This is a genomic window from Chryseobacterium gleum (assembly GCF_900636535.1).
Taxonomy (GTDB): domain Bacteria; phylum Bacteroidota; class Bacteroidia; order Flavobacteriales; family Weeksellaceae; genus Chryseobacterium; species Chryseobacterium gleum.
In genome coordinates, this window is record NZ_LR134289.1 from 5082011 (window position 1) to 5105322 (window position 23312).

At 37.8% G+C, this 23312-nt stretch carries 24 protein-coding genes; all 24 read left to right on the forward strand.

What is annotated here, in order from left to right:
- Positions 1-113: 113 nt before the first annotated feature.
- The 24 genes from EL165_RS23410 (at position 114) to EL165_RS23520 (ending at position 23308) form a co-directional block, all read left to right on the forward strand.
- The gene (locus tag EL165_RS23410; protein WP_002981116.1) at positions 114-440 is read left to right on the forward strand and encodes an ArsR/SmtB family transcription factor; all 327 of its coding nucleotides are present in this window, start codon (positions 114-116) and stop codon (positions 438-440) included.
- A 56-nt stretch (positions 441-496) separates the two neighbouring features.
- Positions 497-970 carry a DUF6428 family protein gene (locus tag EL165_RS23415; RefSeq protein WP_002981115.1) on the forward strand — a complete coding sequence of 158 codons (474 nt, stop codon included), beginning with the start codon at positions 497-499 and terminating at the stop codon, positions 968-970.
- A 10-nt stretch (positions 971-980) separates the two neighbouring features.
- Positions 981-1472, forward strand: a complete 492-nt coding sequence (locus EL165_RS23420) for a GNAT family N-acetyltransferase (protein WP_002981114.1) — start codon at positions 981-983, stop codon at positions 1470-1472.
- Positions 1473-1498: 26 nt separating this feature from the next.
- On the forward strand, positions 1499-2272 hold the full coding sequence (locus tag EL165_RS23425) for a metallophosphoesterase family protein (protein ID WP_002981113.1): 774 nt from the start codon (positions 1499-1501) through the stop codon (positions 2270-2272).
- 17 nt (positions 2273-2289) lie between these two features.
- Positions 2290-2667, forward strand: a complete 378-nt coding sequence (gcvH, locus tag EL165_RS23430; RefSeq protein ID WP_002981112.1) for a glycine cleavage system protein GcvH — start codon at positions 2290-2292, stop codon at positions 2665-2667.
- Between the two features lie 7 nt (positions 2668-2674).
- Entirely contained in the window at positions 2675-3706 is a 1032-nt protein-coding gene (gene arsB, locus EL165_RS23435) for an ACR3 family arsenite efflux transporter (RefSeq protein WP_002981111.1), read from the forward strand.
- Positions 3707-3795: 89 nt separating this feature from the next.
- Positions 3796-4074 carry a VOC family protein gene (locus EL165_RS23440; RefSeq protein ID WP_002981110.1) on the forward strand — a complete coding sequence of 93 codons (279 nt, stop codon included), beginning with the start codon at positions 3796-3798 and terminating at the stop codon, positions 4072-4074.
- Between the two features lie 263 nt (positions 4075-4337).
- On the forward strand, positions 4338-4712 hold the full coding sequence (locus EL165_RS23445; RefSeq protein ID WP_002981109.1) for an ArsR/SmtB family transcription factor: 375 nt from the start codon (positions 4338-4340) through the stop codon (positions 4710-4712).
- Positions 4709-5311 carry a mercuric transport protein MerTP gene (merTP, locus tag EL165_RS23450; RefSeq protein WP_002981108.1) on the forward strand — a complete coding sequence of 201 codons (603 nt, stop codon included), beginning with the start codon at positions 4709-4711 and terminating at the stop codon, positions 5309-5311. The genes EL165_RS23445 and merTP overlap by 4 nt, the downstream gene beginning before the upstream one ends.
- Complete coding sequence (locus tag EL165_RS26410; protein WP_081457773.1) at positions 5311-5517, forward strand: GDCCVxC domain-containing (seleno)protein; 207 nt, start codon at positions 5311-5313, stop codon at positions 5515-5517. Before merTP ends, EL165_RS26410 begins: the two co-directional genes overlap by 1 nt.
- A 79-nt stretch (positions 5518-5596) precedes the next feature.
- Complete coding sequence (locus EL165_RS23460; protein ID WP_002981107.1) at positions 5597-5935, forward strand: hypothetical protein; 339 nt, start codon at positions 5597-5599, stop codon at positions 5933-5935.
- Between the two features lie 6 nt (positions 5936-5941).
- Positions 5942-6349 (forward strand): Fur family transcriptional regulator, encoded by a 408-nt coding sequence (locus EL165_RS23465; RefSeq protein ID WP_002981106.1) that lies wholly within the window; start codon positions 5942-5944, stop codon positions 6347-6349.
- A gap of 108 nt (positions 6350-6457) precedes the next feature.
- On the forward strand, positions 6458-6733 hold the full coding sequence (locus EL165_RS26685) for a hypothetical protein (RefSeq protein ID WP_394343426.1): 276 nt from the start codon (positions 6458-6460) through the stop codon (positions 6731-6733).
- A gap of 152 nt (positions 6734-6885) precedes the next feature.
- A complete protein-coding gene (locus EL165_RS23470; protein WP_002981104.1) occupies positions 6886-11253 on the forward strand; it encodes a CusA/CzcA family heavy metal efflux RND transporter in 4368 nt (1455 codons plus the stop codon).
- A gap of 7 nt (positions 11254-11260) precedes the next feature.
- Positions 11261-12538, forward strand: coding sequence for an efflux RND transporter periplasmic adaptor subunit (locus tag EL165_RS23475; RefSeq protein ID WP_002981103.1), 1278 nt, complete (start codon positions 11261-11263; stop codon positions 12536-12538).
- A 17-nt stretch (positions 12539-12555) separates the two neighbouring features.
- Complete coding sequence (locus EL165_RS23480) at positions 12556-14601, forward strand: heavy metal translocating P-type ATPase (RefSeq protein WP_002981102.1); 2046 nt, start codon at positions 12556-12558, stop codon at positions 14599-14601.
- 335 nt (positions 14602-14936) lie between these two features.
- A complete protein-coding gene (locus tag EL165_RS23485) occupies positions 14937-15761 on the forward strand; it encodes an RteC domain-containing protein (RefSeq protein WP_002981101.1) in 825 nt (274 codons plus the stop codon).
- Between the two features lie 115 nt (positions 15762-15876).
- Positions 15877-16440, forward strand: coding sequence for a helix-turn-helix domain-containing protein (locus EL165_RS23490; protein WP_024566623.1), 564 nt, complete (start codon positions 15877-15879; stop codon positions 16438-16440).
- 88 nt (positions 16441-16528) lie between these two features.
- A complete protein-coding gene (locus EL165_RS23495; protein WP_002981099.1) occupies positions 16529-18940 on the forward strand; it encodes a heavy metal translocating P-type ATPase in 2412 nt (803 codons plus the stop codon).
- A gap of 99 nt (positions 18941-19039) precedes the next feature.
- Complete coding sequence (locus EL165_RS23500) at positions 19040-19261, forward strand: heavy-metal-associated domain-containing protein (protein WP_002981097.1); 222 nt, start codon at positions 19040-19042, stop codon at positions 19259-19261.
- Between the two features lie 264 nt (positions 19262-19525).
- Positions 19526-19705: a hypothetical protein gene (locus EL165_RS23505; RefSeq protein ID WP_002981096.1), complete on the forward strand. Its 180-nt coding sequence runs from the start codon at positions 19526-19528 to the stop codon at positions 19703-19705.
- A 268-nt stretch (positions 19706-19973) separates the two neighbouring features.
- A complete protein-coding gene (locus EL165_RS23510; RefSeq protein WP_002981095.1) occupies positions 19974-20849 on the forward strand; it encodes a DUF3347 domain-containing protein in 876 nt (291 codons plus the stop codon).
- Positions 20850-20863: 14 nt separating this feature from the next.
- On the forward strand, positions 20864-21169 hold the full coding sequence (locus EL165_RS23515) for a hypothetical protein (RefSeq protein WP_002981094.1): 306 nt from the start codon (positions 20864-20866) through the stop codon (positions 21167-21169).
- 39 nt (positions 21170-21208) lie between these two features.
- Positions 21209-23308 carry a heavy metal translocating P-type ATPase gene (locus EL165_RS23520; protein WP_002981093.1) on the forward strand — a complete coding sequence of 700 codons (2100 nt, stop codon included), beginning with the start codon at positions 21209-21211 and terminating at the stop codon, positions 23306-23308.
- Positions 23309-23312: the final 4 nt, after the last annotated feature.

A 23312-nucleotide genomic window follows, 5' to 3' on the forward strand; every position in this document is an offset into this window, starting at 1 on the left:
ACATATTAATTATCTATAAAATTAGGCTCAACTTAAAATCAATAAAAAATTAAATGATTTTTATTTTGTATTTCAAAAGTACATCGTAATATTGCAATATAAAATAATGAAATATGGGGGCAACTAAGACTGAGCATTTTACGGACAAACAAAACCAAATTGCAACAATTGCAAAAGCATTAGGACATCCTGCGCGAATAGCAATTATCGAGTATTTGATGAAAGTCAATGAGTGCATCTGTGGAGATATCGTGAACGAATTGCCTTTAGCCCAACCAACAGTTTCTCAGCATTTAAAAGAATTGAAAAACGCAGGAATTATAAAAGGTAACATTTCTGGAAACGCTATCTGCTATTGTATAGACGAAAAGACAATAGAAATTCTAAACACTTATTTTTCAGCTATAGTACAAACTGTGACCAAATCAAAATGCTGTTAAGTATTTTTTTACCTTAATATATCGCAATATTGCATTTAAGCTATAAAGATTCAATTATGAAATTATCAGAAGTAAAACAAATTTTGCCAACATTAGAAAATGTTGAATTTCAATTAGAAAATGGAACTTTTGTTCCGGAACATTTTCACGTTACAGAAGTAGGAATGATTAATAAAAACTTCATTGATTGTGGCAGTGTCATTCGTTCAGAGAAGGTTGTGAATTTTCAACTTTGGAATGCAGACGATTTTGAACATCGTTTAAAGCCTAACAAGTTACTCAACATTATCAAACTCTCTGAGGATAAATTGGGAATCGAGGATTTTGATATTGAAGTTGAGTATCAAAGTGATACTATTGGAAAATACGATTTAGAATTTAATGGGAAAACATTTATTCTAAAAAGTAAGACTACTGCTTGTTTAGCACAAGACGCTTGTGGAATCCCATCAGAAAAAGAAAAAAATAATCTAATTGAACTTGGTGTAAATCAAAACAATTCTTGTCCGCCAAATTCTGGATGTTGCTAATTCAATTTCTATGAAAATAAAGCCGATTACCAAAGACAATTTTTCAGAACTGGTAGAAATCTATAGTCAGGGATTAGCGACTAATATCGCTACTTTTCAAAATGATTTGCCCCTATGGCAAGATTGGGATAAAGGACACCTTGATTTTTGCAGGATTAGTATATATGAAAATAACGAAATGCTTGGTTGGACTGCATTATCTCCTGTCTCCAACAGATGTGTTTATTCGGGTTTAGCAGAAGTAAGTATTTATGTTGCAACAATTGCAAGAGGAAAAGGGATTGGTGAAATGTTGTTGAATGAATTGATTAAGCAGAGTGAGTTAAATGAAATATGGACATTACAATCTGGGATATTTGCAGAAAACAGAGGTAGTATAAAATTGCACGAGAAATGTGGTTTTAGAATAGTTGGCTACAGAGAAAAAATTGGAAAGAAGAATGGGGTTTGGAAAGACAATATATTAATGGAGTACAGAAGTAAGATTGTCGGAATCGATTAAAAATTAAAATTATAAAATCAATAAAAATGAAAATTGCATTATTCAGCGACATTCACGCTAATCTCCCAGCATTAGAAGCATTCTTTGCAGATGTTGAAAAAAGAAATCCCGACAGCATTTATTGCTTGGGAGATTTAGTAGGTTACAATATCTGGCCAAACGAAGTGGTCAATGAAATTCGTAAAAGAAAAATACCAACTATTGCAGGCAACTACGATTTTGGCATTGGGAGAATGAGCAATGAATGTGGTTGCGCCTACAAAACGGAGGCTGAGAAGGACAACGGAAACATTTCTATATCTTTTACCAATTCATTGATGAGAGATGATGAGAGGGCTTACCTGCGCACACTTCCAGCACATATAAAAGTAGAATTCAAATTGAACGAAGATAAACTAAACCTGCTTTTGGTACACGGGAGTCCGAGAAAAATAAACGAATATCTCTTCGAAGACCGTGAGGAAAAAAGTATGCTTCGTATTATGGAACAAGCCGATGCCGACATTATGTGTTTCGGACATACGCACAAGCCCTATCACAGAGTTTTAAATTCGGGTGTTGATGGTGAAAATCATTTCCGCCACGCAGTGAATATCGGTTCCGTTGGTAAGCCAAAAGACAACGATATAAGAGGTGGTTATGCGATGTTGACAATTAATGAAAACAGTTCTGTTTTGAACAAAGAAAGCATCAGTGTAGAATTTATCCGTTTCGACTATGACTTTGAAAAAGCTGCAAAGGCTGTGGAAGACAGCCCTCTTCCAAACGAGTACGCAGAGAATCTAAGACGTGGCTATTAATCTAAAAAATCTAAAAAATGGAATTTCCAAATGATTTAAAATATTCAAAAGAACATACGTGGATAAGCATACAGGACAACACAGGTACAATAGGTATCACAGAATTTGCACAAAGTGAATTGGGCGAAATCGTATATGCAAATTTACCAAACATTGGATATAGTTTTCAGCAGGACGAAGTATTCGGTTCTGTTGAAGCGGTTAAAACGGTCAGTGATTTATTTATGCCAGTATCGGGTAAAATCATTGAAACGAACCAACTCTTATTAGAAGAGCCAACACTAATCAATTCAGAATCTTTTGGAAACGGTTGGCTGATAAAAATTGAAATCAAAGATATTACAGAATTAGAAAAATTATTGACATCAAACCAATATAGAGAACTTACAAATTAGACACACAATGCAGCCAAAACTAAAATTTCTTGACCGTTACCTAACCTTATGGATATTCCTTGCAATGGCAATAGGTATAGGTTTAGGACATTTCTTTCCGGGAATATCAAAAATTACAAATACTTTATCCATTGGAACTACAAATATTCCATTGGCTATAGGTTTAATATTAATGATGTACCCACCATTGGCAAAGGTTGATTATTCATTATTGCCCCAAGCATTTAAGGATAAAAAAGTAATCGGTCTGTCATTATTGCTGAATTGGGTCATTGGTACTTTATTGATGTTCGGATTAGCCGTTTTGTTTTTACGCAATGAACCCGATTATATGACAGGGTTAATACTGATAGGTTTGGCAAGATGTATAGCAATGGTAATCGTATGGACCGATTTAGCTAAAGCAAACAGAGAATATACAGCTATGTTGGTTGCGTTAAACAGCATCTTCCAGGTACTTTCTTACAGTTTCTTAGTTTGGTTATTTATCAATGTTTTACCTTCAAAATTAGGATTAGCTAATTTCAATGTAAGCGTATCAATGAAAGATGTTACAGAAAGCGTATTGATATACTTAGGTATTCCATTCTTAGCAGGATTCGTTAGCCGTTACTTCCTTATTAAATCAAAAGGTACAGAATGGTATAATCGAAAATTTGTACCCAAAATATCGCCCATTACATTGTACGCTTTACTGTTTACGATAGTTTTAATGTTCAGCCTGAAAGGTGATAAAATATTAGAGTTGCCAATGGATGTAGTAAAAGTAGCCATACCATTAATCATCTATTTTGTACTGATGTTTTTTGTCAGCTTCTTTATCAATAAATCTCTAAAAGTACCTTACGACAAAAACGCATCCATCGCATTTACAGCAACAGGAAACAACTTTGAATTGGCAATCGCTGTTGCTATAGCAGTTTTCGGTATTCATTCCCCACAGGCATTTGTAGGCGTTATTGGACCTTTAGTAGAAGTTCCGGTACTGATACTTTTAGTACGTGCAAGTTTGTGGTTGAAGAAAAAATATTACAGTTAGAAATAAGTAATAGAAGTTATGAAACGACAATAGGATTTCAACCGATGTGCAAAAAATATAGGGTTCAATAATTAAAACAAGCGTACAAAATGATAGAACTAATTAAACCCATTCCCGCATTTCTTGTACGGAAAATTAATAAGGCAGTTAAGTTTTATAAAGCTCGATTTGGTTTTGAATGCAGACATCAGGAAGAAACTTTTGCAATATTAGTTAGGGGTGGTATAGAGCTGCATTTGTGGGCTTCCTGTAATTACAGTTGGAAATGGAAAAGTGTTTTTTTATTTCTAAAACCGATTAGTAGCGGAGCAGAAAGTTTTTTGGCAGGTACACACAGTTGCAGGATTGAAGTAAAAGGCATTGACTAACTGTATAAAGAACTAAAAGAAAAAGAAGTTTTACACAAAAACGAAAATAAAAAGCACATATTATGGTACAAGAGAATTTGCAACATTAGACTTGTATAGGAATTTGATAACTTTTTATGAGGATATGATATAGCGTGAAAAATAATTATAGAAAGAGTTAGTGTATAAAAGAGCCTTGTTAAAACTGTAAAGAACAAGACAATGAAAGTTAAATTGTTTATTTAAGCAAACGCTAAAATAAACAAATTAGCTATATTTGCACCATGGATAGTATTTCTTGCATTAGACAACAGGCAGACATTAAACAAATCAATCGCTGTAAAGAACGAGTTTCGGAACTCCAAGGTTCGTTTGACTATTTATCTAACGGACTGGAATTGGCGGGAAACAATGTAAGACTGAAAATCCTGTTTCTTATTTATGAAGAACGAAAACTTTGCGTTTGTGATTTAAGCGATATTCTCGGTATGACAATTTCTGCAATTTCTCAACATTTACGAAAACTCAAAGACCGTAAACTAATTGAAACTGAAAGAAAAGCACAAACTATTTTTTATTCATTAACAAAAGAGTATGAAAAAATGCTGACCCCATTTTTTGAAATACTTAATGATAATAAAATTTTAGAAACTATATGAAAACGGACAACAAACTAATCGGTACTGGTCTTTTTACGGCAATTGCTGCTTCATTATGTTGCATTACACCTGTTTTGGCTCTCATAGTAGGAACAAGCGGGGTTGCTTCAACATTTTCTTGGCTCGAACCTTTCCGACCATATTTTATTGGCTTGACAATTTTAGTGCTTGGTTTTACTTGGTTTCAAAAGTTGAAACCCAAAAAGCAAATTGACTGTAAATGTAAAATAACTGAAAAACCCAATTTTATGCAAACAAAATCATTTTTAGGAATTATTACCGTTATGGCGGCTTTACTTTTATCATTTCCAATTTACGCTCACATCTTTTTTCCAAAGCCCGAAAACAAAACAATTATTACCCAAAGTTCCAAAATTCAGAAAGTTGAGTTTACAATTAAAGGAATGACTTGTTCAGGTTGTGAACATCATATTAAAACAGAGATTAGCAAACTAAAAGGAATTATCGAAGTTGTCGTTTCCTATGAGAAAAGCAACGCTATTGTCAAGTTTGATAATAAGCAAACCAGTATTGCTGAAATCGAAAAAGCTATCAATTCGACAGGTTATAAATCACTAAAAAGTAAAGTTATATCATAATGGAAATTAAATTACAATCAATAATAACTTGCCCAAAATGTGGGCACAAAAAAGAGGAAACAATGCCAACTGATACTTGTCAGTATTTTTATGAATGTAAAAATTGCAAAACAAGGTTAAAACCACTACAAGGCGACTGCTGTGTGTATTGTAGTTATGCCAGTGTTCCTTGTCCACCAATACAAAAAGAAAAAAAATGTTGCTAAATAGAACGCATTTTATATAAATCACATAAAAAATCGGTAGGTTTTACTAATTATTTTTAAACAATTGTAAGAATAACTTATGGCATCAACAGAAAAAACATTATCAGAGGTAATTGAAATATTAAGACTAAGAGGTTATACTGAAGATTTTAACCTATTGGAAGAAAATATCTCATATAAAACAGGAGGTGAAAAGGTCAATTTAAGTGACATAGTTATTGATAAAATTTATCGTTTTACAGGGCTGAATGACTTGGAAGATGAAGCTATCTTGTATGCAATGAGAAACCAAAAAGACGGAGCAAAAGGTATTTTCGTAAATGGCTATGGCACGTACTCCGACAGTGTAGCAAATAGCATCATAGAGCAAATAGCAGTTAACGAAGATGATAACAATGATTGGACAAAAGAAATTTGAATTAGAATGACAGAATTAGAAAAAATTTTAAACCAAAAAGGCATAAAGCCTACCGCTATGCGTTTGTTGGTGGTAGAAAAGCTATTAAAACAACAATACGCAGTAAGCCATAAAGAGCTGGCAGAACAGTTTGAGAAAGCAGATAGTGTTACCTTATTCAGAACACTCAAAATATTTCTGGAACACAAACTCATCCACACCATTGATGATGGAAGTGGAGTTGTAAAATACGCACTATGTCAATCTGGATGTAATTGCAATTTATCAGAACTACACACACATTTTTATTGCACCGACTGCAAACATACCTTTTGTCTTACGGAAACTGAAATTCCAAACATCAAAATTCCTCAAAACTTTAAATTAGAAGGAGCTAATTTGGTTCTCAAGGGGAAATGCTCAAGCTGTAGTTAATACACCTTTAAACTTTGCAATTCAATTGCACTAATTATATTTTACATTTGTAGTCTGATGAAAATATTTGTAATCCTATTCAGTATATACTTTATGGCATTATCGGTAATGCCGTGTACTGATGCGTGCGATATTAGCATAAACAATACTACAAAATCAGAATTTATACAAGCGGGTGATGGTCAAGAAAATAGCATTGACGTATGTAGCCCTTTTTGCTCCTGTGCCACTTGTCACACTGTTGCTGTTTTTACATTTCAAACTTTCAAAATAGGCGAAGCTAAGTCTAGTTTCGACAAAATACAAAAATTCCCACTTTGGGATTTCGGGTTCAATTCCAACTACCACGGAAATATTTGGCAGCCGCCAAAGATTAATGCCTAAATTTTTAGCGACTGTATTTTATTGTCGGTGTATGGGCATCCATTCACTATTAAATAACGTACCCCCTCAGTCGAGCATTTAGCTATTCATTTCACATATATGGAGTGGAAGAATTTATATCCACTATTTATTAATCTTTAATCATATGAATTGTGTTAGACAGTATCATAAAATTTAGTATAAAGAACAAACTTGTCATCGGAATAATGACATTGTTACTCATTATTTGGGGAGTGTGGAGTGCCACAAAATTACCCATTGATGCCGTACCCGATATTACAAATAATCAGGTACAAATAATTACGGTTTGCCCAACATTGGCAGCTCAGGAAGTAGAACAATTAGTTACCTTTCCCATAGAGCAAAGCATTGCTAATATTCCCGATTTAGAAGAAACCAGAAGTATTTCGAGGTTTGGTTTGTCCGTAATTACAGTTGTATTCAAGGAAAAAGTAGATATTTATTTTGCCCGACAGCTCATTAACGAAAAACTGAAAGAAGCAGAAGAAAAAATTCCGAATGGAATAGGAACGCCGGAACTGGCTCCGGTAAGTACAGGACTTGGTCAGATATACGAATATATAATACATCCCAAAAAGGGAAGTGAAAATAAATACAATGCCAAAGACCTACGTACAATGCAGGACTGGATTGTAGCAAGGCAACTGTATGGTACTCCCGGAATTGCAGAAGTAAATAGTTTTGGCGGCGAGCTAAAACAATATGAAGTAGCTGTTAATCCTAGTCGCTTAAAGGCTATGGATGTAAGTATTACCGATATTTTCAACGCTCTTGAAAGAAACAACCAAAATACAGGGGGAGCATATATTGATAAGAAACCAAGTGCTTATTTTGTTAGAGGTATTGGTATGGTTACATCATTAGATGATATAAAAAACATTAGTGTAAAGAATAATCCTGGCAGTGTTCCAATTTTTATAAAAGATGTGGCGGATGTACGATTTGGTAATGCTGTAAGATATGGAGCAATGACATATAATGGAGATGTTGATGCAGTAGGTGGTGTTGTGATGATGTTAAAAGGCGAAAACGCCAATAATGTAATTGAAAAAATAAAAGAAAAGCTTCCTACTATACAAAAGTCATTACCTGATGATATTATTATTGAGCCCTATATAGACCGTTCAGTTTTAGTTGACAAGGCAATGAGTACCGTAGAAAAAAACCTGATAGAAGGTGCATTGATTGTAATCTTTGTATTGGTACTTTTTTTAGGAAATTTTAGAGCAGGATTAATTGTAGCTTCCGCTATTCCCTTAGCAATGCTGTTTGCCTTGGCGATGATGAATGTGTTTGGTGTAAGCGCCAACTTAATGAGTTTGGGAGCCATAGATTTTGGGTTGATTGTAGATGGGGCAGTAATTGTTGTGGAAGCCACATTGCATCATTTAGGCTTACGAAAATCTAAACAAAGGCTTACACAAACTGAAATGGATGAGGAAGTTTTTCTGTCTGCCTCCAAAATTCGTAGTAGTGCAGCATTTGGTGAAATCATTATACTAATTGTTTACATTCCTATTCTTACGTTAGTGGGCGTAGAAGGCAAAATGTTCCGTCCGATGGCACAGACTGTAGGTTTTGCCATTTTTGGAGCTTTGATTTTATCCTTAACATACATACCTATGATGTGTGCTTTGTTCTTATCCAAAAAGCCTTCACATAAAGAAACCTTTTCCGATAGAATGATGAATTGGTTACAAAGAAAATATCAGCCTTTGCTTGAAAAAGCGATTAGCATAAAGTATTGGTTCGTTGGTATCGCCATTGCCATATTTGCAATTAGTATTTTCTTGTTTAGCCGAATGGGAGGAGAATTTATACCCCAACTACAAGAAGGAGAATATGCGTTTGAATTTAAAATGCCTATTGAAACCTCATTATCACAAAGTATAGAAACTTCGATGCTTGCTTCGAGAATTGCCAAACAATTTGATGAAGTAAAAATGGTGGTAGGTAGAACTGGAGCTGGTGAAGTACCTACTGACCCAATGCCTCCAAGTGCAACAGATTTAATAATTATTCTTAAGCCTGAAAGTGAATGGAAATCCGGAAGGACATACGATGAATTAGGCGATGCAATAGAAGAAAAAATAGCCGTAATACCTGGCATTATTGTCGAAAAAAGCCAACCCATTCAAATGCGCTTTAACGAACTTATGACAGGGGTAAAACAAGATGTTGCAATTAAGATTTTCGGAGAAAATTTAGACACACTAGCGTTAAATGCCGATAAGGTTAGCAAAGTTATACAAACAGTAAAGGGAGTTACAGTGCCTCAGGTAGAACTGGTAAGCGGGTTACCTCAAATTAATATTGAATACGACCGAACTCGTTTAGCCAATTATGGAGTAAATGTAGAAGATGTAAATAATGTTGTAAGTACTGCTTTTGCAGGAAAAAGTGCAGGTGTGGTTTTTGAGAATGAAAGGCGATTTGATTTAGTTGTGCGTTTAGATAGTACCTATAGAGGTAGTATTGAAGATGTAAACAATATGATGATACCAACTAGCACAGGCAGTCAAATTCCTCTATCACAGGTGGCTACAATTGACTATAAATTAGGACCTGCGCAGATAAGCCGTGAAGCTGGAAAGAGAAGAATTGTAATTGGTTTTAATGTTGCAGGCAGAGATGTACAAAGTGTGGTAGAAGAAATTCAAAAAAAGTTGAACAACCAAGTAAAATTACCATCAGGGTATTATTTCACTTATGGAGGACAGTTTGAAAATTTACAGGAAGCAAGCAATAGATTACTGATAGCTGTTCCAGTTTCTTTAATATTGATATTTGTACTGCTTTACTTTACTTTCAGTTCCTTTAAACAGGCAGGATTAATTTTTACAGCCATCCCAATGAGTGCAATTGGAGGAATACTAGCTTTGTTACTTCGAGGAATGCCTTTTAGCATCAGCGCAGGTATTGGATTTATTGCATTGTTTGGCGTTGCTGTCCTAAACGGAATTGTACTGATAGGTATTTTCAATCAATTAGAAAAAGAAGGAGAAAAAGATGTATTGAAACGGGTAATCGAAGGAACTAAAATCCGTTTGAGACCAGTTTTGATGACTGCAACAGTAGCCAGTTTAGGATTTCTGCCAATGGCTTTGAGCAGTAGTGCAGGCGCAGAGGTACAAAAACCATTGGCTACAGTTGTTATCGGTGGTTTGGTAACTGCAACATTCCTTACCCTATTCGTACTGCCTCTATTGTATATCATCTTCAATTCAAAAATTAATTTAAAAAGAAAATTTAAAGTGAAACCCATTACAACTATCGTTGTGTTACTGCTATCATTGGTAGGTTTTACAGCAAACGCACAAACGAAAGATTTATCCAGTGTTGATGAAGCAATAAACATCGCGCTGAAAAATAATCAAACCATAAAGGCTTCAGATTTAGAAATTGATGCAAGTAAAGCCTTGAAAAAAACTGCCGGAGAATTACCAAAATTAGGTTTTAATGCACAATTGGGGCAGTACAACAGTACAAAATTCGACCAGTCTTTTGAAGTGGCACAAACTATTCCTTTTCCTACATTATTCGGAGCAAAAAAACAATTGATTAATGCCGAAATAAAAGGGAAAGAATTACAGAAAAATCTTACCGTACTAGAGTTAAAAACGCAGGTCAGAACTTACTATTATCAAATCCTATATTTGCAACATAACCAAAAGCAATTACAACAGTTAGATAGTCTGTACAGCGATTTTATAGAAATAGCACAGCTTCGTTATAAAACCGGCGATACAAAAAAAGTGGACATCAGTACGGCAGAAGCTAAGAAAGGGGAAATCAATTTATTGTTAAAACAGAATAAAGTGTTTTTAAATAATGCTGTTGCCAGTCTGAAAACTTTGATGAATACAAGAGAGGATTTTCTCATTGCAGAAAATGGAATTTTTCAACCTTTACAAATCAGCAATTTATTGGATAATGATGTAGTAGCAAGTCATCCCGCCATTCAATCCTTGTATCAGGATGCTGTTATTGCAGAACAGACCAAAAAGGTAGAACGTTCCCAAGGTTTACCTGATTTTACAATTGGTTTTACAAATCAATCTTTAATAGGTTTTCACACAGTAAATGGTATGGAAAAATATTTTAATTCTGGTAACCGTTTCAATTCTGTAAATATTGGCATTGCAATTCCTATCACTTATGGTGCTACCAAAGCAAGGATAAAATCTTTGGACTTCAGAAAACAGGCTTCCGAAGCCAATGCTCAGCAGCAGCAGCAAGCATTAACAACACAATTACAAAATGCTTTGCAGCAATACCAACAGGATATGCAACAGTTTAATTATTTTCAGCAAGAAGCATTGCCTAATGCCAAAGAAATAGTATCAGCGGCACAATTAGGGTATAAAACAGGAGAAATTAGCTATGTGGAATATCTTTTTGCATTGCAAACCGCAACCGACATTCAATTAAATTATCTGAAAAGTATTCAGCAGGTAAACCAGTCTGTAATCAATATTTATTCTCTCATTAATCAATAAGTAAAAAATGAAATTCAACATAAATAAAATCACAATTGTAACAGTGATAACTGTTTTAATATTTGCATTTTCCGCTTGCAATAATCAGAAAGATGGAAATGGGCAGAACCAGGAAGCAAAAGAAATTCAAAGAGAAGAAGCCGAGGAAGAAGTACCAACCATTGCCACTCTTTCAGAGGAACAATTAAAGATAGTTGGAATAAAAATAGGCACAATAGAACAAAGAGAGCTGTCTGCAACTATCAAAGCAAATGGAAATCTGAATGTTCCTAATAACAACAAAGCCAACGCTACAACTTTATATGGTGGAGTGATAAGAACATTGAAAGTTCAAATTGGGGATTATGTTAGAAAGGGTGAAATAATAGCAACTATTGCCAATCCGCAGTTTATACAATTACAGGAAGAATATTTGAGTGTAGTAAGTAAGATAACTTTTGCAGAGCAAGAGCTATCAAGACAAAAAGAGTTAAATGAAGGAAATGCTGGCGCAAAGAAAAATTTACAAAGTGCAACAGCCGAATTGAACAGCCTTCGTACTCGAAAAGCGTCTTTACATCAACAACTACAATTAATGGGCATCAATCCCAGCACCTTATCAAACAGTAATTTGAAATCTGCTCTGACAGTAATTAGTCCTTTAAATGGCACAGTAAGTAATGTTTACGCTAAAATTGGAAGTTATGTAGATGTTTCTTCGCCGGTAATTGAAATAGTAGATAACAGCTCATTACATTTGGATTTACAAGTATTCGAAAAAGATTTACCACAAATAAAAATCGGGCAAACTATTCATTTTAGATTGACAAATAATCCAACCACAGAATATGAGGCTACGGTTTTCAATATCGGTTCATCTTTTCAAAACGAGAGTAAAACTATTGCTGTACGTTGTCGTATAAAAGGTAGTAAAATTGGTTTAATTGATGGAATGAACATAACAGGGGTTGTAAGCTTAAGCAATGTAACTACACCTGCTGTTCCCAATGATGCCATCGTAAATACTGATGGTAAATATTATATTTTCGTACAAACCGATAAAAAAGCAGAAGAGCATCACGAAGAAGGTAAAGAAGAAGAAAATCATAAAGATGCTGATAAAAATGAAAAGGAAGATAAGGCAAGTATAAATTTTGAAAAAATAGAAATATTGAAAGGGGTATCTGATATGGGGTATACCGCAATTACTTTTATCAAACAAGTTCCTGCCAATCCAAAAATCGTTGTAAAAGGAGCATTTTTTGTAAATGCAAAATTATCTAATGCAGGAGAAGACGAAGATTAACCAATAATAACTAAACGATGATAAATACAGATAAAAATCACAAGCATATTTATGATGCGCAGGGCAAGCAACTCTGCTGCACGGAGGAAAACAAAAACGATGCCCAAACAAATACAGGGCAGAGTACTGATAATGTTTGTTGCTCAACGGATGAAAAAGTTAATCAAAAGAGCAATGAACGAAGTGAAGCTGTTGATAAAAACAGCGTTATAAAAATGTTTTTACCAGGAATTATTTCTTTGGTACTATTGCTAATTGCTATTTACTTAGACAATGTCTTGAAACCTGAATGGTTTCAAGGTTGGGTAAGAACTGTTTGGTATATAATAGCTTATGCACCAGTCGGATTTCCTGTAATTAAAGAAGCTTTTGAAAGTATTGGTAAAGGCGATGTTTTTTCAGAATTTTTGCTGATGAGTATTGCTACTATTGGAGCCTTTACCATTGGTGAATACCCCGAGGGTGTTGCTGTAATGCTGTTTTATGCTGTTGGTGAAGTCTTTCAGTCATTAGCAGTAAAGAGAGCTAAAACAAATATCAAATCTTTACTCGACCAACGTCCTGATGAAGTAACCATTTTACAAGGCACTCAAACAAAAGTTGTAAAAGCTGAAACAGTTACTATTGGAGAGATAATACAATTGAAGCCTGGAGAAAAGTTAGGATTGGACGGAGAATTATTGTCCGAAGCTGCATCTTTCAATACAGCAGCTCTTACGGGTGAGAGCAAGCCTGACACTAAATCAAAAGGTGAAACGGTACTGGCAGGGATGATAAACTTAAATACCGTTTCACAGGTAAAAGTGACAACCGCCTATACGGATAGTAAACTAAGTAAAATTTTAGAACTGGTACAAAACGCTACTTCTCAAAAAGCTCCTACAGAATTATTCATCAGAAAATTTGCAAAAGTATATACACCAATTGTAGTGCTGTTAGCTATTCTAATTACAGCATTGCCCTACTTCTTTGTAGAAAATTATGTGTTCAGCCAATGGTTGTATCGTGCTTTGGTATTCCTTGTTATCTCTTGCCCTTGTGCATTGGTAATAAGTATTCCTTTAGGCTACTTTGGCGGAATTGGGGCAGCGAGTAAAAATGGAATATTGGTTAAGGGAAGCAACTTTTTGGATGTTCTTGCCAGCATACAAAATGTAGTAATGGATAAGACAGGTACAATGACGGAGGGCGTATTTAAAGTTCAGGAAGTTGTATTTGACAAGGCATTTGATGAGAAAGAAATTTTAGAAATGGTCAATGCTTTGGAAAGCCATAGTAGCCACCCCGTAGCAACTGCCATTCAAGAATATGTAGGCGATGTAAACCACAATATCCCATTAGAAAATATAGAGGAAATTGCAGGACACGGACTAAAGGCTAATGTAAATGGGAAAGAATTATTGGTAGGGAATTTTAAGCTGATGGATAAATTTTCTATTACTTATGACATAGACCCGAACAGCATTGTCTACACGGTAATCGCAGTGGCTTATGATAGAAAGTTTGTTGGTTACATTACCATTGCGGACAGCATAAAAGAAGACGCACAGGAAACCATAAATCTATTGCATAAGCTCAATGTTAAAGCTACTATGCTTAGCGGAGATAAAAGTACGGTTGTAAAGTATGTAGCGGAACAGTTGGGGATAGATAATGCTTTCGGAGATTTATTGCCTGAAGATAAAGTAAACAGAGTTAAAGAAATTAAAGCCAAAGGCGGAAGCGTTGCTTTTGTTGGCGACGGTGTAAACGATGCGCCTGTTGTGGCTTTGAGCGATGCGGGTATTGCAATGGGCGGTTTGGGAAGCGATGCGACCATTGAAACGGCAGATGTGGTAATACAAGACGACAAACCGAGTAAAATACCTATGGCAATCAATATAGGCAAGCAGACAAAGAAAATCGTTTGGCAAAATATAGCTTTAGCATTCGGAGTAAAAGCTATTGTACTAGTTTTGGGAGCTGGGGGCTTAGCGACTATGTGGGAAGCTGTTTTTGCAGATGTTGGGGTTGCCTTATTAGCTATACTAAACGCAGTAAGGATACAGCGGATGAAATTTTAAGATTAGAACATCCTAATGATGAATAAAACAGACAATTCGTAAGAAAGGCAAAAGTTATCAAATGTCAATTTGTCGAAGGAGAAGAAGAAGAAGAAAAGACCTTCGCTCTTTATGATACTTTTTGGGATATTTTTTAGCTCTGTGTCTTATTGCTTTGATATACATAAAATTAGACACTATTATATCTATCCCTATCACTAAAAATGGACTTATTAGTTCTGTATCGAGCAAAAACCAAAGTTCCAAAAGAGAAACCCGAAAATGCAAATTTCTTTCAAATATGACAGTATTTGGGCTTCTCTATTATTGTTTAAAAAATAGATTTAGGATAACGGATGGATAAATTTTATAACGAAACGCTGGCTAAGCTGGAAAACGAAATCAAAGAATTTGAGATTGAAGCAGACTGTTCGATAGAACGCATTGAAGCAGTTATACAACTTATTATCAAATGTTTATTCGACGTAAAAAAATATATTTTAAAAAGAGGATTTAAGAATGTTGATGAAGAAATTCGCTTTTTTAAATATCAAAAGCCAATTATCGTTTCAAAGCTCATCTATTATAATGCCATCTATAAAATCGAAACGAGAAGACCGTATGGAAATAAGCGTACCAAGAAATATTTTGTCAAAGAACTGAAAAAGCTAAAAAGGTTCTTTGAAAATAACCTTGATTTTTATAAGTATTACCGTAGCAATAATTCTTTCTTTGACGAACAATTTTTTGTACGTGGCAAGCACGATATAAGACTATGGTTAGACACTTTTTATTTTGAGGCAGACCATCGCTTTTCTACTTCGCACGATTATAAGGTTGCCAAGATAATTGCTAATGACCTGATACAGGTATATTTGGAAGACAGGTTAAATAACATCAACGTTAAAAAGGTTTCAGATAATTCGTTGATATGGACAGCAAGCAAAACTGCACTCACGGAACTCATTTATGCACTGTACTCCCACGGTGCATTTAACAATGGGAATACAGAAATAAAATTGATAGCCAAAACGTTTGAAGATGCCTTCAATATTGAGTTAGGCGACTTTTACCATACGTTTATGGAACTTAAAGCCCGCAAAATAAACCGAACGAAATTCCTCGACAGGCTGTGTGAAGCACTGATAAAGAAAATGGACGAACAAGATGAAAAACAGTAAGTATATATGTACACAGGCTTTATTCCTCTTGGCAAGAAGTCAGAGTAATTAAACTTAAATTGTAAATTTGTTTATTGCTTATGTATTAAATACTAAACGTAGTCAGTAAATAAATATGAATACAATCTTTATTAAAAATATGGTTTGCGACCGTTGCATTATGGTGGTACAAAACGAATTGGAAAAACTGGGATTAGATGCTAAAAATATAAAACTGGGCGAAGTTATTCTTTCCAAAGAAATAACATCTCTGGAAAAAGAGAATTTGTCCAAAACTTTAGAGCCATTAGGATTTGAAGTAATTGACGATAAAAAAGGCAGGATAATAGAAAAGATAAAGAACATTATCATTGACCTGGTACACCATCAGGATAGTGATGTAAAAACCAACCTTTCCGATGTATTGAGTGACAAATTGCATCACGATTACAATTACCTGTCCAATCTGTTTTCAGAGGTAGAGGGTACAACCATTGAAAAATACTTTATCGCCCAAAAGGTGGAGAAAGTCAAAGAATTGTTGGTGTATGATGAGTTGTCATTAAGTGAGATTGCGAACCGCCTAAATTATTCGAGCGTGGCATATTTGAGTAACCAGTTTAAAAAAGTTACCGGGCTAACACCAAGCCATTTCAAACAGATTAAAGAGGATAAAAGAAAACCGTTGGATAAAGTGTAAGTAAATCTTACAAATCAAATCCAAAATTTCACAACAGTACCCATAAATATAATAGCCAATTTTGTATTGTAAATTAAAGCAGGCAAATATGGCGACAAACAGAGAAAATATATACATTCCATTGGAGGATGTAGAAAGCGAACACTGTGCATTAATCGTTGAAAAGGGATTGGCACAGGTAAAAGGCGTAGAAACCCATAAAGTAGAGCTGAACAACCGAAGGGCAGCGATTACAGTAGATAGCAATGAAACCGTAGGCGAGGCTGTTAAGGCAATTAAAGATTTAGGTTACGGAGTTCCTACGGTTAAAAGTGCTTTTCCGGTATTGGGCATGACCTGTGCATCCTGTGCGGGCAGTGCCGAAAGCATTGTGAAATACCAACCGGGAGTAGTTAATGCTTCCGTGAACTTTGCAACGGGCAATCTTACCGTGGAATATCTGCCCAATATGACCGATGCCTCCACCCTGCAAAAAGCGGTTCAGGGAGTAGGTTACGACCTATTGATTGAAGACGAAACCAAGCAGCAGGAAACGCTCGAAGCCATCCACGAAAAGAAATTCCGAACCTTGAAAAACAAGACCATTTGGGCAATTATCCTTTCCCTGCCCGTGGTAATCATAGGAATGTTCTTTATGGATATGCCCTATGCAGACCCGATAATGTGGCTCTTTTCCACGCCCGTTGTAATATGGTTGGGCAGGGATTTTTTTGTAAACGCTTGGAAGCAGGCAAAGCACCGTTCCGCCAATATGGATACGCTGGTGGCATTGAGTACAGGTATTGCCTACCTGTTCAGTGTTTTCAATATGCTGTTTGCCGACTTTTGGCATCAACGGGGACTGCATGCTCACGTATATTTTGAAGCGGCTGCCGTTATTATCGCATTCATCCTCTTGGGAAAACTGCTGGAAGAAAGAGCCAAAGGCAACACCTCTTCAGCCATTAAGAAGCTGATGGGCTTGCAGCCAAAAACGGTCATCGTGGTACAGGCGGACGGAACGGAAAAGCAGACCGCTATCGAAGACGTAAGCGCAGGCGATGTGATACTCGTAAAGCCCGGTGAAAAGATTGCGGTAGACGGCATGGTCATATCGGGCAATTCGTATGTGGACGAAAGCATGTTAAGCGGTGAGCCTGTACCTGTATTGAAAAAAGAAAAAGAAAAAGTATTTGCAGGAACGATTAACCAAAAAGGCAGCTTCCGGTTCAGGGCGGTAAAAGTGGGCAAAGAAACCATGCTTGCCCACATCATCAAAATGGTGCAGGATGCACAGGGAAGCAAAGCACCCGTACAGAAACTGGTCGATAGGATTGCGGGCATCTTTGTTCCCACAGTGATAGGTATTGCCATCCTGACATTTACGCTATGGTTGATTTTGGGAGGCGAAAACGGGGTTGTTCAAGGTCTGTTGGCAGCCGTTACGGTATTGGTCATTGCCTGCCCCTGTGCTTTAGGCTTAGCGACACCCACCGCTATTATGGTAGGCGTTGGTAAAGGTGCTGAAAATGGCATTTTGATAAAGGATGCCGAAAGTTTGGAACTGGCCAAAAAAGTAAATGCCATCGTTTTGGACAAAACCGGAACCATCACCGAGGGAAGACCACAGGTAACGGGCATTAAATGGCTGAACAATGAGGACACTGCAAAAGAAATCCTTTTGAGCATCGAAAAGCAATCCGAGCATCCATTGGCAGAAGCCGTAGTGAAGCATCTTGGCGATGTAGCGACCACCTCTTTATCCATGTTCGACAGCATTACGGGCAAAGGCGCAAAAGCAGACCATGACAACGAAACCTATTATGTAGGCAACAAAAAGCTATTGGCAGAAAATAACATTGCCATTGCCGGAGAATTACAAGACCAAGCCGAAGAATGGGGCAAACAGTCTAAAACCGTTATCTGGTTTGCAAACAGCAAAAAGGCTCTTGCTGTAATCGCTATCGCCGATAAGATTAAGGAAACATCGGTGCAGGCTATCCGGGAAATGCAGGAAATGGGCATTGACCTGTATATGCTGACCGGAGATAATGAAGCTACCGCTAAAGCCATTGCGGAGCAGACAGGCATCAAGCATTACAAAGCCGAAGTTTTGCCACAGCATAAAGCCGACTTTGTGAAAGAACTGCAAAGTAAAGGAAAGGTAGTGGCAATGGTGGGCGATGGTATCAACGACAGCACCGCATTGGCAACAGCCGATGTAAGTATCGCAATGGGCAAAGGCAGCGACATCGCAATGGACGTAGCCAAGATGACCATCATTTCGTCCGACCTGACCAAGATACCGCAGGCAATACGCTTGTCCAAACAGACCGTAGCCACCATCAAGCAAAACCTGTTCTGGGCGTTTATCTACAACGTAATCGGCATTCCGGTAGCGGCAGGCATCCTTTACCCTGTTAACGGCTTCCTGCTCAACCCGATGATTGCGGGTGCGGCAATGGCATTGAGCAGCGTGAGCGTGGTCAGTAACAGCCTGCGGTTGAAGTGGAAGAAATAAAACAGTAAATCTCACAAATCAAACAAGAAATTACACAACAATACTGAACTGAATAGTACGGAAATTTGCATTATCAGATAACTCTAAAATTTATTAACAATGGAAAATAAACAATTTCAATTCAAGACGAACATCAATTGCGGAGGTTGTATCGCATCTGTAAAACCGCACTTGGACAAGGCAGAGGGTATCTGCCATTGGGAAGTGGACACTGCCAACAAGGACAAGGTACTTACAGTGAAGTCCGAGGGCATTACCGAGCAGGAAGTAATATCGACCGTGCAAAAGGCAGGCTTCAAAATTGAACCTTTGGACGCCTAAGCCAACAACTTTTTGAAATGCCCTTTTTCCGACCGAATTTTCTATGAGGTTGGGTTGCTGAAAAAGGGCATTTTATCAATTCTGAAAAAAGGCGATAGGTTATTGCGTATATGGCATTTTTTTGTCCATATAGCAAAAAAAAACGTAAAACGATATAAAAAACCAATCTAATTTGTAACTTTGTTGCGTTGAAAAATTATAGAATACATATAGGCATTTTGACATTGTTCTGTTTGGTTTTCTTTATGATGCCAAGTCAGAGCTATGCCTGTTCCAAAAATTCAACAAAGACCGAGCAGTCTTCCTGCTCAAAGGAGAAATCCAAAAAATCAGAACATAAAAAAGGTTGCAAGGGCAAATCCTGTAAAAAATGCAAAAGTGACAAATGCGGGGGCGGCTGTTCACACAACTCTTGCAGGTGCGGTGCTTCAACCACTTCCCTAAATGTCCCAACCATAATCGAATTAAAGGCAAAAAATCACTTAGCAGCAGCTAAAAAGCAAAAATTCGGTTTCAAAGAAGCCTACTATTCTTCGGGCTTTTTCTCCATTTGGCTACCGCCTAAAATAAGCTAAAACTATGGCCTGATAGCCATAGGTGTGTCCTGTCAGAAGCTGTTCCGGCTTTTGCAAATCCCCTATTTGTATCATTTACTTAAAATTTAAAACAGAAACGGGTTTATCTATCCCCCGTTTCTCAAAATGTAATTATTATGAAATCATTATCAAAAATAGTGATGGTAATCGCCGTGTTACTATCATCAATAAACGGCTTCGCACAAATCAAGAATGCGAAAACAGAAACCGTAAAGATTTACGGCAATTGTGGTATGTGCAAAACCACCATCGAAAAAGCAGGTAACGTAAAAAAGGTAGCCAGCGTGGACTGGAACAAAGATACCAAGATGGCTACGCTCACCTATGACGGCGACAAAACAAATCAGGATGAAATCCTGAAACGTATTGCTTTGGCTGGTTATGACAGTGAGAAGTTCCGTGCGCCGGATGACGTATATGCTAAACTGGCTGGTTGCTGCCAGTATGATAGACCCGTGAAGACGGTTGCCAAAAACAAGGAGGCGGGAATGGACATGAATGCCGGACATGGCAATCACGACCATAGTCAAATGGCAGCTAACAAAGATGCAGCCCAAAACCAATCACAGCTAAAGGCTGTATTTGACAACTACTTTTCAGTGAAAGATGCTTTGATAAAAACCGATGCGGCGACCGCATCTGCCAAAGCCGCTGAATTGGCTGCATCCCTTAAAGCAGTCGATATGAATAAGCTATCGGCAGAGGAACATACGGCTTGGATGAAAGTGATGCAGGACTTGACGGCCAATGCGGAAAGCATTTCAAAATCAAAAGATGTTGCAAAACAAAGAAGTGCTTTTGCGGCACTTTCGGGAAGCATCTACACACTGGCCAAAGTGTCTAAACAGGATACTCCCGTTTATTACCAGCACTGCCCTATGTACAATGGAGGTAAGGGAGCCAATTGGCTAAGTAAAGAGAATGCTGTTAAAAACCCATATTACGGCTCACAGATGCTTACCTGCGGCAGTACGGTCGAAACCATTAAATAACAGGTCTGAAAGCTATGGTACAGTACAATGACATGGTGCAGGCGCTTAAAGACCTAAGACAGCGTGGATACAGTATGGACTTTAGTCTGTTGCCGGACTGCCTGTACTGTGCGTCAAGGAGCCTGAAACTAAAACCGGAGGATTTTACGGTTACGGAAACCCATAGGTTTGAAAGCCTCGACAGCAGTCCTGATAACAATGCCGTGATTTATGCCATATCGTCCAATGATGGTAAGAATAAAGGCGTACTTGTGGATGCCTATGGTGCTTATGCCGAAGAAATGACCCATGAGATGGCAAAAAAATTAAGTGCAACATAACTTTTAAAACCCCTTATTATGAAAAAATACACGTGTCCCATGCACCCGCAGGTGCTAAAAGACGAACCAGGCAAATGCCCGCTTTGTGGCATGGCACTGGTTCCCGTTGGCGGTAGCTCAGTTTCTCATGTACAAAAATCAGGACATGGGCATTCCGGGCATTCTCAACATGGCCATGCTGACGAAAACTTTAATAAACATGAGGGACATCATACAGGTGATTTCCTCACTCGTTTTTGGATAAGCCTTGTCATTACAATCCCTATACTGCTCCTGTCGCACATGATACAGCAATGGTTAGGTTTCTCGCTTGCTTTCAATGGCGATAAATATGTGTTGCTGGCATTGGGTACGGTGATTTATTGCTATGGAGGCTTACCATTCCTAAAGGGAATGATTGGCGAGGTGAAAGCCAAAGCCATAGGGATGATGACACTTGTTGCTATCGCCATATCCGTAGCCTATGTCTATTCCGTAGCCGTTGTATTTGGCTTGCAGGGTATGGATTTCTTTTGGGAACTGGCAACCCTAATTGACATCATGCTGTTAGGGCATTGGCTGGAAATGCGTTCCCAAATGGCTGCTTCACGGGCATTACAGTCATTGGTAGCGTTACTGCCCAACGATGTTACCGTGGAACGAGGCGGAGAAGCTGTAAAGATAAAGCTAGAAGACCTGCAAAGCGGTGAAACGGCTATCATAAAACCGGGTGAAAAAATTCCAGCCGACGGATTGGTTCTGGATGGGCTTTCATATATCAACGAGAGTATGCTTACCGGAGAAAGTGTTCCCGTAAAAAAGGAAAAGGACGGAAAGGTCATCGCAGGCTCTATCAATGGTGATGGTGCGCTGAAAGTTAAGGTAACAGCCGTTGGAAAAGACAGCTACCTGAACAGGGTTATCAATCTTGTGCAGGAGGCACAAGCTACTAAGTCCAATACGCAAAACCTTGCGGACAAAGTTGCCAAATGGCTCACCTTTATCGCCATTGCCGTGGGCATAGGCACATTTGCCTATTGGTATGCAAGCAGTGGAGATATTGCCTTTGCGCTTGAAAGAATGGTGACGGTAATGGTAACGGCCTGCCCGCACGCATTGGGCGTGGCTATCCCGTTGGTAGTCGCCATTTCCACAACGCTTTCGGCGACCAATGGCCTGCTCATCCGCAACCGTACGGCATTTGAAACCACCCGAAAACTTTCCACTGTCATTTTTGATAAGACCGGAACGCTCACCAAAGGTTCCCATGCGGTAGAAAAGGTTATTCCCTTAACGGATGAATATAATGCCGATGAGGTTATCCAGTATGCTGCCGCAGTACAGCAAAATTCGGAACACCATATCGCCAAAGGCATTATGGCTACATTGAAAGAAAAGAGCCTTGCCTTATGGAAGTCTGAAAACTTCAGCTATATGCAGGGCATAGGTGTTAAAGGTGTTGTGAACGGGAAAAATGTCGTAGCTGGCGGCCCGAATTATTTCACCGAAAACCACCTTTCCCTGCCGGAAATTCCAAACGAAATCAATCAAGAGGCCGAAACGGTCAACTTTGTCCTCATTGATGACCGGGTAATCGGCATCATTACTTTGGCAGACAGCATCCGTGAGGGTTCGGCACAGGCGATTGAGGAACTCAAAAAAATGGGCATCAAGTCCTTTCTGCTCACCGGGGACAACGACAGGATTGCTGCTGCCGTAGCCGGAAAATTGGGTATGGACGGGTATTTGGCTAATGTGCTTCCGCACAACAAGCAGGAGAAAGTAAAGGAGTTTCAGGCAAAAGGCGAAATCGTAGCAATGACTGGTGATGGTGTAAATGATGCACCTGCACTGGCACAGGCAGATGTGGGCATTGCCGTGGGTTCCGGTACGGACGTGGCTGCCGAAACAGCGGATATCATATTGGTAGACAGCGACCCGAGGGATGTGGTCAAACTGATTGACTTCGGCAAACTTACCTACAAAAAGATGGTACAGAACCTGATATGGGCGGTTGGCTACAACGTAGTGGCAATACCGCTTGCGGCGGGCGTACTCTATCCGAATTTTATTCTAAGTCCCGCTATGGGTGCTGTGCTGATGAGTGTAAGCACCATTGTAGTGGCTATTAACGCAAGTTTATTAAAAATCAAAAAATAAATAA